Annotated in this window: 17 protein-coding genes; all 17 read right to left on the reverse strand. The window is 36.1% G+C overall.

The genetic code is table 11. The annotated features are described in order from the left end of the window. Window positions 1-9 precede the first annotated feature (9 nt). The 17 genes from secD to lepB all read right to left on the reverse strand — a co-directional run bounded on the left by secD (window position 10) and on the right by lepB (window position 15965). Window positions 10-1287, reverse strand: a complete 1278-nt coding sequence (secD, locus tag AC1EJ0_RS05990) for a protein translocase subunit SecD (RefSeq protein WP_480023616.1) — start codon at window positions 1285-1287, stop codon at window positions 10-12. A 9-nt stretch (window positions 1288-1296) separates the two neighbouring features. Then, a complete protein-coding gene (scfB, locus tag AC1EJ0_RS05995; RefSeq protein ID WP_294986026.1) occupies window positions 1297-2652 on the reverse strand; it encodes a thioether cross-link-forming SCIFF peptide maturase in 1356 nt (451 codons plus the stop codon). Window positions 2653-2658: 6 nt separating this feature from the next. Then, on the reverse strand, window positions 2659-2811 hold the full coding sequence (scfA, locus tag AC1EJ0_RS06000; RefSeq protein ID WP_019213752.1) for a six-cysteine ranthipeptide SCIFF: 153 nt from the start codon (window positions 2809-2811) through the stop codon (window positions 2659-2661). Window positions 2812-2871: 60 nt separating this feature from the next. Then, window positions 2872-3321 carry a GatB/YqeY domain-containing protein gene (locus tag AC1EJ0_RS06005; RefSeq protein WP_058260187.1) on the reverse strand — a complete coding sequence of 150 codons (450 nt, stop codon included), beginning with the start codon at window positions 3319-3321 and terminating at the stop codon, window positions 2872-2874. A gap of 33 nt (window positions 3322-3354) precedes the next feature. After that, window positions 3355-3537, reverse strand: coding sequence for a 30S ribosomal protein S21 (rpsU, locus tag AC1EJ0_RS06010; protein ID WP_058260186.1), 183 nt, complete (start codon window positions 3535-3537; stop codon window positions 3355-3357). 117 nt (window positions 3538-3654) lie between these two features. Further along, window positions 3655-3993, reverse strand: a complete 339-nt coding sequence (locus AC1EJ0_RS06015) for a histidine triad nucleotide-binding protein (protein ID WP_480023617.1) — start codon at window positions 3991-3993, stop codon at window positions 3655-3657. Window positions 3994-3997: 4 nt separating this feature from the next. Beyond that, window positions 3998-5281: a tRNA (N(6)-L-threonylcarbamoyladenosine(37)-C(2))-methylthiotransferase MtaB gene (mtaB, locus tag AC1EJ0_RS06020; RefSeq protein WP_480023618.1), complete on the reverse strand. Its 1284-nt coding sequence runs from the start codon at window positions 5279-5281 to the stop codon at window positions 3998-4000. Further along, the gene (locus AC1EJ0_RS06025; RefSeq protein WP_480023619.1) at window positions 5278-6006 is read right to left on the reverse strand and encodes an RsmE family RNA methyltransferase; all 729 of its coding nucleotides are present in this window, start codon (window positions 6004-6006) and stop codon (window positions 5278-5280) included. Before AC1EJ0_RS06025 ends, mtaB begins: the two co-directional genes overlap by 4 nt. Then, complete coding sequence (gene prmA, locus AC1EJ0_RS06030; RefSeq protein ID WP_480023620.1) at window positions 5999-6910, reverse strand: 50S ribosomal protein L11 methyltransferase; 912 nt, start codon at window positions 6908-6910, stop codon at window positions 5999-6001. Before prmA ends, AC1EJ0_RS06025 begins: the two co-directional genes overlap by 8 nt. 8 nt (window positions 6911-6918) lie before the next feature. Continuing rightward, window positions 6919-8043, reverse strand: a complete 1125-nt coding sequence (gene dnaJ, locus AC1EJ0_RS06035; protein WP_480023621.1) for a molecular chaperone DnaJ — start codon at window positions 8041-8043, stop codon at window positions 6919-6921. Window positions 8044-8198: 155 nt separating this feature from the next. Then, complete coding sequence (gene dnaK / locus AC1EJ0_RS06040; protein WP_480023622.1) at window positions 8199-10046, reverse strand: molecular chaperone DnaK; 1848 nt, start codon at window positions 10044-10046, stop codon at window positions 8199-8201. A 26-nt stretch (window positions 10047-10072) separates the two neighbouring features. After that, window positions 10073-10612 carry a nucleotide exchange factor GrpE gene (gene grpE, locus AC1EJ0_RS06045; RefSeq protein ID WP_480023623.1) on the reverse strand — a complete coding sequence of 180 codons (540 nt, stop codon included), beginning with the start codon at window positions 10610-10612 and terminating at the stop codon, window positions 10073-10075. Between the two features lie 10 nt (window positions 10613-10622). Next, the gene (gene hrcA, locus AC1EJ0_RS06050) at window positions 10623-11633 is read right to left on the reverse strand and encodes a heat-inducible transcriptional repressor HrcA (protein ID WP_480023624.1); all 1011 of its coding nucleotides are present in this window, start codon (window positions 11631-11633) and stop codon (window positions 10623-10625) included. A 187-nt stretch (window positions 11634-11820) separates the two neighbouring features. Continuing rightward, window positions 11821-12396, reverse strand: a complete 576-nt coding sequence (locus tag AC1EJ0_RS06055) for an HD domain-containing protein (RefSeq protein WP_480023625.1) — start codon at window positions 12394-12396, stop codon at window positions 11821-11823. Window positions 12397-12405: 9 nt separating this feature from the next. Beyond that, window positions 12406-13530, reverse strand: coding sequence for a radical SAM family heme chaperone HemW (gene hemW / locus AC1EJ0_RS06060; protein WP_480023626.1), 1125 nt, complete (start codon window positions 13528-13530; stop codon window positions 12406-12408). Next, window positions 13530-15332 (reverse strand): translation elongation factor 4, encoded by a 1803-nt coding sequence (gene lepA, locus AC1EJ0_RS06065; RefSeq protein ID WP_480023627.1) that lies wholly within the window; start codon window positions 15330-15332, stop codon window positions 13530-13532. Before lepA ends, hemW begins: the two co-directional genes overlap by 1 nt. Before the next feature lie 9 nt (window positions 15333-15341). Further along, window positions 15342-15965: a signal peptidase I gene (lepB, locus tag AC1EJ0_RS06070; RefSeq protein WP_480023628.1), complete on the reverse strand. Its 624-nt coding sequence runs from the start codon at window positions 15963-15965 to the stop codon at window positions 15342-15344. Window positions 15966-16024: the final 59 nt, after the last annotated feature.

A 16024-nucleotide genomic window follows, 5' to 3' on the forward strand; every position in this document is an offset into this window, starting at 1 on the left:
ATTTACCTCCTATGCTCCATATGCCTTTTTATTGTCATTAGCTGTGATTTGAGCAAAGTTCTTTAATAAGAATTTTGTTAATACAACTGCTGTCAATAATGAAACGACTATACCTATGATAAGTGTAATACCAAAACCTCTGATTGAACCGATACCATAAACATAAAGTACAACGCCTGCGATGATAGTTGTGATGTTTGAGTCCATGATAGTTGCGATGGCTTTCTTGAAGCCTGCATCAACAGATGATCTTACTGTCTTACCATTAAGTAATTCTTCTCTAATTCTTTCGTAGATGATACAGTTAGCATCTACTGCCATACCTATTGATAGTAGTAAACCGCATATACCTGGTAGTGATAGTTTGATATGGAATATGATAAATGCTAGCATAACTAGTAATGTATATGCAACTAGTGAGATTGCTGCTACTATACCAGGAATCTTATAAACTATGATTAGTAGTATACTTATTAATAATATAGAAATTACTATTGCTTTCATTGAGTTGTCGAATGCGTCTATACCTAGTGAAGCGCCGATGATTTCTGATCTAACTTCTTTAAGTTCGATAGGTAGTGCACCTGCTCTGATTAGTGTAGCTAGTTTTGATGCTTCTTCAACTGTAAATCCCTTTGATCCACCTTCGATGATTGGCTTACCATCTGTTATAGGTGAATTTTGTACTATAGGTGCAGAAATAACTTCACCGTCTAGAACTATCTTAAGGATTTTCTTTTCTGGTTCTGTTTCATTATATAGCTTAGTAGTTGCTTCAGCGAACTTTTGAGTTCCTTCTTCGTCAAACTCCATTGAAACTACTGGTGTTGATTTACCAAGATTATCTTGTGTGTAAACAACTTTTGATTCTTTAATGTTTTTACCTGTTAAAATTACATTATTATCTGGATCGATAAATTGTAATTGTGCAGTTTTACCTATAGTTTCGATTGCGTCTTGTGCATTCTTAGCACCTGCTAGTTCAATTGAAATTCTGTTTGAACCTTCTATAGATATGTTAGGTTCAGAAATTCCTAAACCGTCAACTCTTTGTTGTATAATTGCCTTTGATTGTTCCATAGCTTTGCTAAGCTCTTCACCTGTTTTGTCTGTATCAGCTTCAAGAAGTACGTATACCCCACCAGCTAAGTCCAGACCTAAGTTAATAGAGTCTTTAGCGCTCTTTATTTCGTATCCAGCAAAGTTAAAACCGAATACAGCTACTAATGCAAAGCAGGCAATTAAAATGACTGTTATCACAATCTTAAGTGTGCTTAACTTTTTCATTTTGGCCTCCTAATCTAAATTTGCAATAACTGAGATTGCACATTCTATTCTTTTTCTTTCTAATTCACAACCGATCTCGAAGTTTCCGTTGATATTGCCAGTATTGTAGTATGAATTAGCGTGACAGCCGCCTGAGCAGTAGAACTTTGCCCAGCATTCTTGGCAGTCTTTTTTATTAAATACATTTGACTTTTTAAATTCTTCTCTTAAATCAGTTTTTGTAACGCCGTCAAAAACGGTTCCAATCTTAAATTGCTCTTCACCTACAAACTGATGACAAGGATAAAGATCTCCCTTAGGTGTTACAGCAAGGTATTCGCATCCCGCTCCGCAGCCTATGGATCTCTTAATCAAGCATGGTCCTTGATCTAGGTCTATCATAAAGTGGAAGAATAAAAAATCATCATCTTTTTTCTTAATCTTGATGTATTCTCTGGATAATTTTTCGTACTCTTCTTTTATTCTTTCTACATGTTCTGGTCTTATTGCATATGGCTCATTTTGGTCTGTTACAACCGGCTCCATAGATGTCTTCTTAAAACCGTTATTGTAGAAATCTAATACGTCTTCTGAAAAGTCTAAGTTTTCTGATGTAAATGTGCCTCTAATGTAGTAGTCCTTATCGCCTCTTTTTTCAACAAAGCGTTTAATCTTTGGAACGATTAGGTCATAAGAACCCTTTCCATTAGTAGTTGGACGCATTTCATCGTTAACAGATTTTCTTCCGTCTATACTTAGAACGACGTTTGACATATTTTCATTTAAATAATCAATAATTTCATCATCTAATAAGACGCAGTTTGTAGTTAAAGTGAATCTAAAATTCTTATCGTATTCTTTTTCTAAGCTTCTTCCGTAAGTAACAAGCTCTTTGACAACATCAAAGTTCATTAATGGTTCTCCTCCGAAGAAGTCAACCTCTAAGTTCCTTCTATTGCCAGAGTTTTGAACTAAAAAGTCCAAAGCCTTCTTACCTACTTCGACGCTCATAAGCTCTCTTTTGCCCTTAAAATCGCCTTGAGATGCAAAACAGTACTTGCATCTAAGGTTACAGTCGTGTGAAACGTGTAGGCAAAGAGCCTTTACTATGTTGTATTTACTTAAGTCTAGTTCAGTTTCTTTAATAGGCTCAGTAAATAACAAGCCTTCTTTGTGTAATTCTTCTACTTCCTTAAAAGCAGTTTTAATATCACAAGCTTCATACTTATTAGATAGTCCTTTTAAAGCTTCATCTAAGCCTTTGGACATATAATCTACTAAGTCGTATACAATCTCATCTACTACGTGTACAGCACCACTGTATATGTCTAAGATTACATACTTATCATTAAGATAGAACTTATGTATTAAATTAATATCGTACATCAAAGCCTATTTATGATTTTTCTTATTTTCGCACTTTTGGTTGCCAACTGTGCAAGATGTCTTACAAGCTGATTGGCATGAAGTTTGGCATTCGCCGCATCCGCCGTGCTTAGCTGTTTTTAATAAGTTTCTTTTGCTTAAAGTTTTTACAAATTTCATAATATCCTCCCTTTGTATAAAATATCGTGGGCTAAGGCCCATCACAAGAAAAAACCGATGCTATTTTGCACCGGCTAGATATTCTTTAACAAGATTTGTAACTAATGATCCATCTGCCCTGCCTTTAACTTTAGACATAACAGTCTTCATGACTAAGCCAAAGTTAGCTCCTTTGTCTCCAAGCTCTTCGCAAGTTTCATTGATTATAGTTTTAATCTCTTCTTCAGAAAGTTCCTTTGGTACGTACTCCATAAGAATTTCTATTTCTTTTTTAGTCTGTTCAACTAGGTCCGCTCTATTACCTTTTTCAAATTCTGGTAGAGCGCCTTTCTTTTCCTTTATTTGCTTTTGTATTATTGCTATAATGTCTTGGTCACTTAGTTCTTTTCTTTGGTCAACTTCGCTTTGTTTTATTGCTGAGTTAACCATCATGATAGTGTTTTTAATGATCGTATCTTTATTTTTCATAGATTCTATATATCTACTTTTTAATTCGTTTTTAAGGGACATCATACACCTTCATTTCTTTCAAATAAATTTAAGTTAAAACTTTTGATGTTTTTTCCTTCTAGCTGCTTCAGATTTTAGTTTACGTCTTACACTTGGTTTTTCATAGTGTTCTCTTTTTCTAACTTCTCCTAAGACGCCTGATCTTGCGCATTGTCTTTTGAATCTCTTAAGTGCGTTATCAAGTGATTCGTCTTCTCTAACTCTTATTTCTGTCATAGTATCCCTCCCCTCATAAAACAATTACTATCATTTATGACTAAGTTACAAATATTATACAACATATCTAAAGCTTTTTCAAGTTTTTTTTGCTATTTTTTGCTATTTTTCTTGATTTTAACCTGCTGGCCAATTAAGTTTTCTGCCGCCTATTAAATGCATGTGTAAGTGCTTGACACTTTGTTGACCGTCTTCGCCTGTATTAATGACTAGTCTGTAGCCATTGTCAAGGCCCATAGTCTTAGCTATATCCTTAACTTTAAGCATCATGTGAGCTATGACTTCATTGTCATCGCCTGTAAGTTCATCAAGGGACGCAATATGCTTTTTAGGCACCATTAGCACGTGCACTGGGCATGTTGGGTTGATGTCTTTGAAGCAAAGCATCATATCGTCTTCATAAACTTTTTCAGAAGGAATAGATCCTTCTATGATCTTACAAAATAAACAATCCATAAAATCAAATCCTTTCTACTAATACTCCGTCTTTAAATCTTTCTACTGCCTTTACCCTTATTATATGGTTATGAAGATCTTCATCTGTTTTAAGATAAGCTCTAATGTAATTTGATGTGTAGCCCTCAAAATACTCATCCTTTTTCTCTTCAAACAAAACTTCAAACTCATCGCCAATAAATTTATTTATAAATATATGTCTCGACGCCTCTTGATACTCTTCTAAAATTTCTGCTCTGTCTTTCTTAACACTCTCAGCGACTTGGCCAGGCATATCGTAAGCCTTAGTCCCCTTACGTCTTGAGTATCTAAAGACATGAACCTTTAAGAAATTTACTTTTTTAACTATATCAATAGACTCCTTAAAGTCTTCATCATCTTCCCCAGGAAAGCCAACTATGATGTCTGTAGTGATGGCAGCGTCTGGCATCGCCTTATATATCTTCTCTGTATTTTCTATATAGTCTTCTCTCGTGTATTTCCTATTCATTAGCTTAAGCACTTTGTTTGAGCCGCTTTGTAAGGATAGATGGAATTGATGCTGCAAATGCTTAAGCTCAGCAAGTCTCTCTACTGTTTCGTCCTTCAATAGTTTTGGCTGTATTGAACCAAGTCTTAGTCTTTCTGCGCCAGGCACTTCATCTATCATCTCTAATAACTTTATTAGATCAATACCATTATCTTCATAGTCGGTAATCTGTATGCCTGTGATGACAAATTCTTTGTAGCCGTCCTTAACGAGTGAAGTTATCTCTTTAATAATGCTATCTGCCTTTCTCGAACGCACTCTTCCTCTTGCGTATGGAATTATGCAATAGGAGCAAAAGTTGTTGCAGCCGTCCTCTATCTTAATAAAAGCTCTGGTGCTATCGAAATTTTTATCAAAAAGCAGTTCCTCATAGTTTTTGTCGATATTGTCCTCAACATAATTTTTCTTCTCACCAAGGTCTAAATACTCTTCTAAATAGTCAACTATCTTGTTTCTGCCTTGTGTGCCAACTATGATGTCCGCTATATCCATCTCTTCTATCTCTTTAGCATTAATCTGGCTATAGCAGCCGCAAATGATAACTATGGCATCAGGATTTTTCTTCTTGACTTTAGATATCATCTGCCTTGACTTCGAGTCCGACTTGTTTGTAACAGTACAAGTATTGATTACATATACATCAATATCCTCAAAATCTTCCTTTACCTCGTAGCCCTTTTGCTCAAAGGCATTTTTTATCGCTTGAGCCTCATATAAATTTACTTTGCAGCCCAAGTTTTGCACATAAACCTTCATCATAAAAGACCACTTCCATTAAATTCGTAGTAAAGCATAGTTAGTAGCACTATTGGCGCTGTCTCTGCTCTTAGTATTCTCTTTCCTAGGCTAATGGATTTGTAGCCGAAGTTCTTGAGCTCATCTATTTCACTTATGTCAAAGCCGCCCTCAGGTCCTACGACGATGGCGATATTCTTTTTGTCTTTGATATCATAATTTTTTATGCTATTATCAAGCTCATCTTCATAAGCGATTAAAACTAAATCAAAGCCATCTAAAATTTCTTTTGCTTCATCTAGCTTCATTGCATCAGAAACAGAGGGAATAAACTCGCGCTTTGACTGCATCGCGGCGGCCTTTGCGATATTTCTATATCGATCTCGCTTTTTATCTTTTATATCTTTTTTCTTGACAATAGATCTCTTCGTCTCGATAGGAACTATGCCATAAGCACCCATTTCTATAGCTTTTTGTATAATGAAGTCCATCTTATCAGACTTTACTAATGATTGAAATAAGGTAATTTTTAGATCTGATTCATATTTTTCATTTATCTCAGAAATTATCTTAAGAGACAGTTCATCCTTTGTATATGAGTTAAGAACAGCGATATAGCCACTACCATCGATGTAGACTTCGACTTCTTCGTCATCCTTTATCCTTAAAACATCCTTAAAGTGCTTTATATCTTCTTTTGCTAAGTATAAAAGACCTTCGTCCTTTCTTTCTGCGAAAAATCTATGCATGTTTAGCTACAATTGAAGTCCATTCGTTTAGGTCTTCGACGTTTAATATATCAAAGCCGTTTGCTTCAAGTGAGTCGATAACCATGGCGGACTTAACTTTTAATATGCCTGATGAAATGAAAATTCCGTCTTTATTCATAAACTTGTGTAAATCGCCTGTCATAGTGACTATGACTTCTGCAAGTATATTTGAAACGACTATATCGTATTTGTCCTTAACCTTTGAAAGCAGGTCGCCGACTATAAATTCTGCGTTAGTAACTTCATTTAACTTTTTATTTTCATTAGCAATGTATACACTCATCGGGTCTATGTCAACGCCTAAAACTTCGCTTGCGCCTAATTTTGACGCAGCAATCGATAGTATACCACTACCTGTACCTATGTCTAGAACTTTCATACCAGGCTTCATGTACTCTTCAAGCTTCTTTATGCATAAAGATGTTGTCTCGTGTGAGCCAGTTCCAAAGGCCATGCCCGGTTCTAATTTGATGATTTCTTCCCCATCTTTCTTTTCGTACTCTTCCCAAGTTGGCACTATGACTATGGTTTTGTTTGGCTTTAAAATTTTGAAGAATTTCTTCCAATTGTTTTTCCAATCGCTATCGTCAATTATTTCCTTAGAAAATTCTCCACCAAGCTCTTCGATGTAAGCCTTAATCTTGGCTTCTCTCTCATCATTGTCATGAATATCATCTAGGTATATAGTAAATCTAATAAAACCTTTTTCTAATTTTATAAGGTCATCATCGTAAAGGTCCCAAGCATTTTGCCTTTCTTGGAAAATCTTTAAATCTTCTGGATCTTCAATCGCCATATTGTCAATGCCTAGGTCTGATAAAAATATTTCGACCTTTTCTTCATATTCTTTTTTAAATTTTAATTTAATTTCTCTAAAATTCATATTAACTCCTAAAATTTTTCTTTTATTTTTTCAAAAATATTTTTCTTCTTTGGTTCGTAATCAAAATTCATGTCTTTAAAGTGCTTTATTAATGATTCTTTTTGCTCATCACTCAAATTCTTAGGCACATCAACTTTGACTACAACGTATAAATCGCATCTATAATTCTTGTGTAGTGGATATAGTCCCTTGCCTGCAATTTTAAATTTAGTATGGCTTTGAGTTCCCTCAGGTATTGTTAATTTAACCTTGCCATCAAGCGTATCAACTTCAATTTGGTCGCCTAAAACTGCTTGTAAATAATTTATGCTAACGCTTGTGTATAAATCATCTCCGCTACGTTTGAATTTTTTATTTTCTCTTATGTCTACGTAAACGTTTAAATCACCATTTGGTCCGCCATTCTTGCCGACACTTCCTTCGCCTCTTATGCTAATTACGCTGTCTTCACGAACGCCCTTTGGTACCTTAACAAGTATTTTTTTCTTTTTCTTCTCAGTACCATTACCATGGCAATGTGGGCATTCTTCTGTAATTATCTCGCCTGTGCCGTGACAGTCGGGACAAACTTCAGTTTGAACGAAGACACCAAAGGCTGTTCTTCTCTCATTTCTAACTGTGCCTCTGCCTGAACAAGTTTGGCAAGTCTTTTTGCTGTTCTCGTCCTTGGCTCCGCTTCCGTGGCAATGTGAGCACTCTTCGACTCTCTCTATCTCAATCTCTCTTTGAGTGCCGTTTAAAACATCTTCTAGGTCTATAGTAAGGTTATATCTTACATCCTCTCCGTACATTGGCCTTTTGCTTTGCGAAGCAGATGACGAGAAGCCACCAAAGCCGCCTCCAAATATATCAAAGATGTCGCCAAATATATCGTCAGTGAAACCACCGAAGCCGCCAGATCCAGTGCCTCCATTTTGAAACATAGACTCGCCGTATGTGTCGTATTGCTTTCTCTTCTCAGCATTGCCTAAAATTTCATATGCGGCAGATATCTCCTTAAATCTTGCTTCGGCCTCTTCATCACCTGGATTAAGGTCCGGATGGTACTTCTTTGCAAGCTTCCTATATTGAGTTTTGATCTCAGCTTCAGTCGCAGTTGATTCTATCTCTAAAACTTCGTATAAATCTTTCAAAACTTACACCCTTTCTAAAATGTAAAATAATTATCATATACATTATATTATACCAAATATGTGTGAAAAATAAAAGTATAATAGATCTCTTTTCTATATGTAAAAAAGAAGAATGAAGGCACTCTCCATTCTTCTTAATCTAAATCTAATAAATCTTATTTATCGTCTTCGTCAACTACTTCGTAGTCACCATCAACTACATCATCGTCACCTTTGTGTTCTTCAGAGCCTTGTGCGCCTGCTTCAGCTCCAGCTGCACCTGCTTCTGCACTTTGTTTATACAATTGTTCTGAAACTTTATAGAAGGCTTGTGTTAAATCTTCTGTCTTCTTCTTCATATCGTCATAGTCTGAGCCTTCGCTTGCTTTCTTAAGATCAGCAAGTTTTGCTTCTATATCTTTCTTTTCATCGTCAGAGATTTTGCCTTCAAGGTCCTTCATAAGCTTTTCTGTTTGGTAAACCATTTGATCAGCGTTATTCTTTACTTCGATATTTTCTTTTTTCTTCTTATCTTGTTGAGCAAATTCTTCTGCTTCTTTAACTTTTTTATCTATATCATCTTTTGATAAGTTAGATGAAGCTGTGATAGTAATCTTTTGTTCTTTACCTGTACCTAAATCCTTTGCTGATACATTAACAATACCGTTCGCATCGATATCAAATGTTACTTCGATTTGAGGGATTCCTCTTGGTGCTGGTGCTATACCTTCTAGTTGGAAGCGACCAAGTGTAGTATTGTCGGCTGCCATCTCTCTTTCACCTTGAAGTACGTGTATATCAACTGATGTTTGTGAGTCAGCTGCTGTTGTGAATATTTGTGATTTCTTTGTTGGAATAGTTGTGTTTCTTTCGATAAGTCTTGTAGTTACTCCGCCAAGTGTTTCTAGTCCAAGTGATAGTGGTGTAACGTCTAGTAATAACAAGTCTTTAACTTCGCCTGTTAATACACCGCCTTGAATTGATGCACCGATAGCAACGCATTCATCTGGGTTGATGTCCTTTTGAGGATCTTTACCAATGATTTGTTTAACAGCTTCTTGAACAGCTGGGATTCTTGTTGAACCACCAACTAATAGAACCTTATCGATTTCACTTGCACTAATACCAGCGTCTTTGATAGCGCTCTTAACTGGTTCAGTAGTTTTATCAACTAAGTCATGAGTAAGTTCATTAAACTTTGCTCTTGTTAAGTCCATATTCAAGTGAAGTGGACCAGCTGCTGTAGCAGAGATGAATGGTAAGTTGATGTTTGTTGTCATTGTAGTAGAAAGCTCTTTCTTAGCCTTTTCTGCTGCTTCTTTTAATCTTTGTAAGCTCATCTTGTCTTGAGTTAAGTCTACGCCATTTTCCTTTTTGAAATTATCTGCTATATAATTTATGATTCTTTGGTCAAAGTCGTCTCCACCAAGCTTGTTATTACCTCTAGTTGCTAGTACTTCAAAAACGCCGTCGCCTACTTCTAGTATAGAAACGTCGAATGTACCTCCACCTAAGTCATATACCATAATCTTGTGTTGGCCGTGCTCTTTGTCCATGCCATAAGCAAGTGCTGCTGCTGTTGGCTCGTTAATGATTCTCTTAACTTCAAGTCCTGCTATCTTACCAGCATCCTTAGTAGCTTGTCTTTGAGCGTCTGTGAAGTATGCAGGAACAGTGATAACTGCTTCTGAAATTGTTTCGCCTAAATAGCTTTCTGCGTCTGCTTTTAATTTTTGTAATATCATTGCTGATATATCTTGTGGTGTATAATCTTTTCCGTCTATGTCAATCTTATAGTTGCTACCCATCTCTCTTTTGATTGATGATATAGTTCTGTCTGGATTTGTGATTGCTTGTCTCTTAGCTGTTTCTCCTACTAATCTTTCTCCGTCTTTTGTAAATGCTACTACTGATGGAGTAGTTCTGTTACCTTCAACGTTAGGAATGATTATCGCTTCTCCACCTTCCATTACTGATACACATGAGTTTGTTGTACCTAAGTCAATACCAATTATTTTTCCCATAATTTATTCCTCCTTAATATATTTTCTTATTTATTTACTATAACCATGGCATGGCGAATAACCTTGCCATTGTATTCATAACCTTTTAATAAAACTTCTATGACTTGATTTTCTTTGTATTCATCGCTGTGGCCCATAGATACCGCTTGATGAAAGTCTGGGTTAAAGTCCTCACCTAGTGCTTTTAATTCAACTATGCCCTTTGCTTTAAGAGCATTTTTTAATCCTTCGTAGATAAGCTCCATGCCTTCTTTAAACGATCCGCTCTCGCCCTCGTGTTCCAAGGCTCTCTCGAAGTTATCTATAACAGGAAGTATCTCATTTGCAATGCTTACAACACCTATCGATACCAAGTCGTCCTTTTCTTTCTCTACTCTCTTCTTGTAATTTTGAAAGTCCGCTTGTAATCTTACAAGTTTTGTTTGAAGATCATTTATTTCAGATGCTAAGCTATCTTGCTCATCAGAATCAGCTTTTTCTTGAACTTCTTCTGCTTCATCTACTGCTTCTTCATTTATAAGCTTTTCTTCTTCCATATCTTCATTCAGTTTTTTATCTTTTTCCATTTAATCCCTCCTAAAATAAATCATCATTATAAAAATCATCAAATATAGAAAGAACTTTTTTGTAATCAATTCTCATTGGAGCGATTAAACCAAAAGTAACTTCATTATCCAAGATGTTTACGTTCTTAAGTACTAGAGCAATGTTGTCGAAGATGTCGATTTCATTCTCATTACCTATCTTAATGACAAGATCATTATCCAAATTTTCATTCTCTAAGATATTAAGTAGACCTCTTTTGTCTTCTAAGAGCTCTATAAGCTCTCTAGCCTTGTCAAAGTCAGAATACTCTGGATAATTCAAAATCTTATTTATTCCTTCAAGGAATATCTTGTCTGCGCTATTTGTCTCGTCTTTTTGTGAAAACTTTTCCAAAACGCTCTCTAGTATGGTCTTATAATTAACTAGACTGTCCTTTTCATGCTTCAATGAATTGAAATCAAGTGAGTTTATGGACTTGCCAGCAAGATTCTTATTTAAAATCTCCTTAAAGTAATTTACTTCCTCTTCACTTATCTCTTCATTAAGCGTAATTAATGTCTTGTCAATGGCAAAGTTCTCGTAGACAAAGATAGCAAGTATTTTGTTTTCGTCGACTTTTAAAAGCTCTAAACTCTTTAGCTTTGTCTCGCCTTTGTGCCTAATATAAGCAATCGATGTAAAATCAGTTAGGCTTGACAATAGCTTTGACATCTTTCCTATCATACTATCTAAGTTCTTCGACTTGTCATTTATATCATCTAAGAAAATTTTCTTTTCTGTAGACGAAAGCTTTTCGAAGTCTTTTTGAACTACCATGTCAACATACAAGCGATATGCTTTTTGTGATGGCACTCTTCCGCTAGAAAGATGAGTTTTTATTAAGTAGCCCGCTTCTTCAAGGTCTTGCATCTCGTTTCTAATAGTTGCCGAGCTAAGACCTATGGACTCGTTCTTGGCGACAAGCCTCGAGCCAACCGGTTCACCAGTTTCATTGTATGAGCTGATTATAGCTTTTAAAATCTTTAATTTTCTCTCATCCAATTGATCACCTTCCATTATTTTTGTTAGCACTCTTCACTGGTGAGTGCTAACTCTATTTCTATTATACCCAAAATAATAAAAAAATCAAGCTTTTTTCAAAAATATTTACTTTTTTTCAAAATATTTGCAAAACATTGCTCTAAATGCATAAAAAAAGACGATATTATCGCCTTTTACATTTAGTATTCTATTTTTTATAATTAAGCTCATCATTTATTTCAGATAAAAATTCTTTCATAAAGCTATCTCTTTTTTCAGCGAACCTTTTAGCTTCGTCCGTGTTCATCATATCCTTTAGTAATAAGAGTTTCTCATCGAAGTGTTTAAGTGAGTCCGCTATTCCGCGGCCGTTCTTGCCGCTATACATAAAGGTTCTCGCCACGCCTATCGCGCCTATCGCGTCAAGTCTGTCAGCGTCTTGAACTATAGATGCTTCGAGCGTCTTTGGCTTAGTCCCCTTATTCTTTGTAAATGAAACTGAATTGATAATCTCAATAATATCTTCAGTCGCTTCACTATCAAAATCATTTTCGCATAAAAATTTTCTTGCGTTTTCATTATTTTTATTCTTGAATAGTTTATGGTCGTCCACATCATGAAGCAAAGCTCCTAAATCTACATAAAGCTCTTTGCATTCATAAGACTTTCTTATATTAAGCGCGTTATTATAAACTCTTAGGCTGTGATCTGCGCCGTGACCATCTGAGTTGCCATCAAAAATATTTTCAAGATAATCAATCGCTCTTTTAATTATTTCGTCCATAGCCTCTCCTTATACAAAAAGTATTTCTACTTGATTCGCAAGGTCTCTGCCAAGCTCTGTGTAAAAGTATCTGCCGTCACATTTTTTTAACAGCTTTTCATTTATCGCCTTAGCTAATTCTTCCTTATATATATCTTCAAAATTTATATCGTATTTTCTATTGATCTCGTTTATAATTATGCCTTCGTTTGTCCTTAGCTTAAAAATTATATACTCAGTGATTTTATCTTCTCTAGTTAAAATTTCTTCATCGTGATAGACATTTTTCTTCACATCGGCAAAGTACTCGTTAAAAGTGCTCGCGTTAAAAAATCTTTTATTTTTAATAAGTGAATGCGCCGACATGCCAAGTCCTAGGTACTCATCCATGGACCAGTACTTGTAATTATGCCTTGAGTAGCATCCGTTCTTGGCAAAGTTCGAAATTTCATATTGCTTGTAGCCAAGGCTTTCTAAGTGATGAGTCGCCTTTCTATATATGAGCCTATCTGTCACTTGATCGTTCACCCTATAGACGCCTTTCTCGACAAGTGCATTAAGTTTAGTACCCTCCTCAAGTATTAGTGAGTAAAGCGATATGTGTGTGGCGCCTAAATCACTTGCTTCATCTATTGATGCTATCACATCCGATAAAGTTTCTGTCGGTAGTGAGAATATAAAATCTAAACTAAGATTGTCAAAATATTTCTTTGCTAATTTAATCTTTGCACGCGCCTCATCAGACGTATGAAGCCTGCCTATGATGCGTAAAAGCCTATCGTTAAAGCTTTGCACACCTATAGAAATTCTGTTTATGCCAAGCTCTCTATAAGCTAGTAATTTTTCTTCGCTTATTGAGTTTGGATTTGTTTCTATAGTAAATTCATAATTTTCATCTAAGTTTATAACCCCCGCTAAGCCATCAACAAGGCGTCTTAAGTCCTCTACACTTAATAAAGATGGCGTGCCTCCACCTATAAATATAGTGTCGACAATATAATTTTTTAAGAGCTCTTCATTATTTTTTATTTCTAATAATAAATAATCTACATAATCCTTCATTCTGTCTTGATTAAAAATAGAAGATGTAAAATCGCAATATTTACATCTTCTTTCACAGAAAGGAATATGTATATATATTCCTAATTTATTCATTATTTCTTTTCCTTATACTTCAATACTGAAAGAAAGGCCTCTTGAGGTAGTTCTACAGAGCCAATTTGGCGCATCCTCTTCTTACCTTCTTTTTGCTTTTCAAGTAGTTTTTTCTTTCTTGAAATGTCGCCGCCGTAGCACTTTGCAAGAACGTCTTTTCTAAGAGCTTTGATAGTTTCTCTCGCGATAATCTTTGAGCCGATAGCCGCTTGTATAGGTATTTGGAATTGATGTCTTGGTATAACGTCCTTTAAGCCTTCGACTATGGATCTGCTTCTTTCATAAGCGTTTGACTCGTGTAAGATTAAGCTGAATGCGTCGATAAGCTCGCCATTGATAAGTATGTCAACCTTAACAAGCTCACTTCTTTGATATCCTGAGATTTCGTAGTCAAGCGATGCGTAGCCCTTTGTATTTGACTTAAGTGCATCGAAGAAGTCGTATATAACCTCGTTTAGTGGCATTCTATAGTGAAGCGTAACCCTTGTTTGATCAAGGTATTCCATGTTAATGAACTCGCCACGTCTATTTTGACAGATGTCCATAATTGCTCCAACATAATCCTTTGGCGTCATAATCTCTGCGTTAACCATAGGCTCTTCCATGTAATCAATTTCACTTGGGTCAGGAAGATTCGATGGGTTTTGTATCATCATAGTGCCATCTTTTTTATGAACTTCGTAAATAACTGATGGCGCAGTCGAGATTATATTTAGATTAAATTCTCTTTCAAGCCTTTCAGTAATTATCTCCATGTGAAGAAGGCCTAAGAAACCGCATCTAAAGCCAAAGCCAAGTGCGGCTGAATTTTCTGCTTCAAATACAAGAGATGCGTCATTAACTTGAAGCTTTTCAAGAGCCTCTCTAACGCTGTTAAAGTCCTCGCCCTCTGCTGGATATATACCGCAGTAAACCATTGGTACGACCTTCTTGTAACCGCTTAGTGGCTTATCTGTTGGATTGTCTAGATAAGTTATTGTGTCACCAACTCTGGCGTCTTTCACATTTTTAATCTGTGCAGTAAAGTAGCCTACTTCACCTGCTTCAAGCGTTTCCTTCTTTAATAAAGATGTGTTATTTACACCAACTTCATCAACTTCAAATGTAGTTCCTGTTTGCATCATCTTTATTTGAGTGCCTTTTTTAATAACGCCGTCAAAAACTCTGATGTAGCAGATAACTCCTCTGTAAGCATCATATATCGAGTCAAAGATAAGTGCCTTTAAAGGTTTATCCTTATCGCCATTTGGCGGCGGAACATTTTTAACGATGTCCTCTAAAACATCTTCAATATTAAGTCCGCTCTTTGCACTGATTAGTGGCGCATCAGTCGTATCAAGGCCGATGATATCTTCAATCTCTTCTTTAACTTCATCTGGTCTTGCGCTTGGCAAATCCATCTTATTGATAACAGGAAGTATCTCTAGGTCTTGGTCCAAAGCTAAATAGACGTTAGAAAGCGTTTGCGCTTCAACGCCTTGAGTCGCGTCAACAACAAGTATCGCGCCCTCACATGCCTTTAATGATCTACTCACTTCGTAGTTAAAATCGACGTGGCCGGGCGTATCTATAAGGTTTAGTATATAGTCCTGGCCGTCATTTGCTTTATATATCAAGCGTATAGCCTTTAATTTAATTGTTATTCCTCTTTCTCTTTCAAGATCCATACTATCCAAAACTTGTGATTGCATCTCTCTTTGAGTAAGTAAGCCAGTCTTTTCAATGATTCTATCAGCCAAAGTAGATTTACCGTGGTCGATGTGCGCTATGATTGAAAAGTTACGAATATATTTTTGATTCATCTTATCATCCTATCTAAATATTTTTAATTTATTCAAAGGCCAAAATCTAAATACGGCCTTACCTTGTAAATATTTTTTCTCTACAGGCCCGAAACTCCTTGAGTCATATGAGTTACCGCCTTCTCTATTGTCCCCCATAACAAAGTATGAGTCATCAGGCACAACCCAGTGGTTGCCGTTTTGCTCGCTAGTTTTTCTATCTAGGTACGGTTCGTCTAGCTTATTACCATTGACGTAAACATCGCCGTCGATGATGTCAATAACGTCGCCCGCTAGTCCGATGAGCCTCTTGATATAGTGCTCGTTATTAGTCTTCTCGCCCTTGATAACGACTATGTCGCCTCTATTTGGCTCTTTGAAGTACTTAAACAGCTTCCACTCGAAGACCCTGTCGCCCGTATGTAGGGTCGGCTCCATCGATATGCCTTCAACCCTTGTTAGAGCAAAGACAAAGTTCACCAAGAATAAAGTGATGGCTACAGTGATAACTATCGAGTATATCCACGACTTGATGTCATCTTCCTTTGCCTTAGCCATCGCCTCAGCAGCTTCTAAAATTTCATTCTCGCTCGCTGCCTTTGCTTCTTCATTTATATCAATGTTTTTATTATTATCATCAAAATTATTTTCCATAAAAAGACCTCCTGTATAATTATAACATATTTTGACCATGAATTACAAAGAATGATTAA

Source organism: Fenollaria sp. C0166D3 (assembly GCF_056590255.1).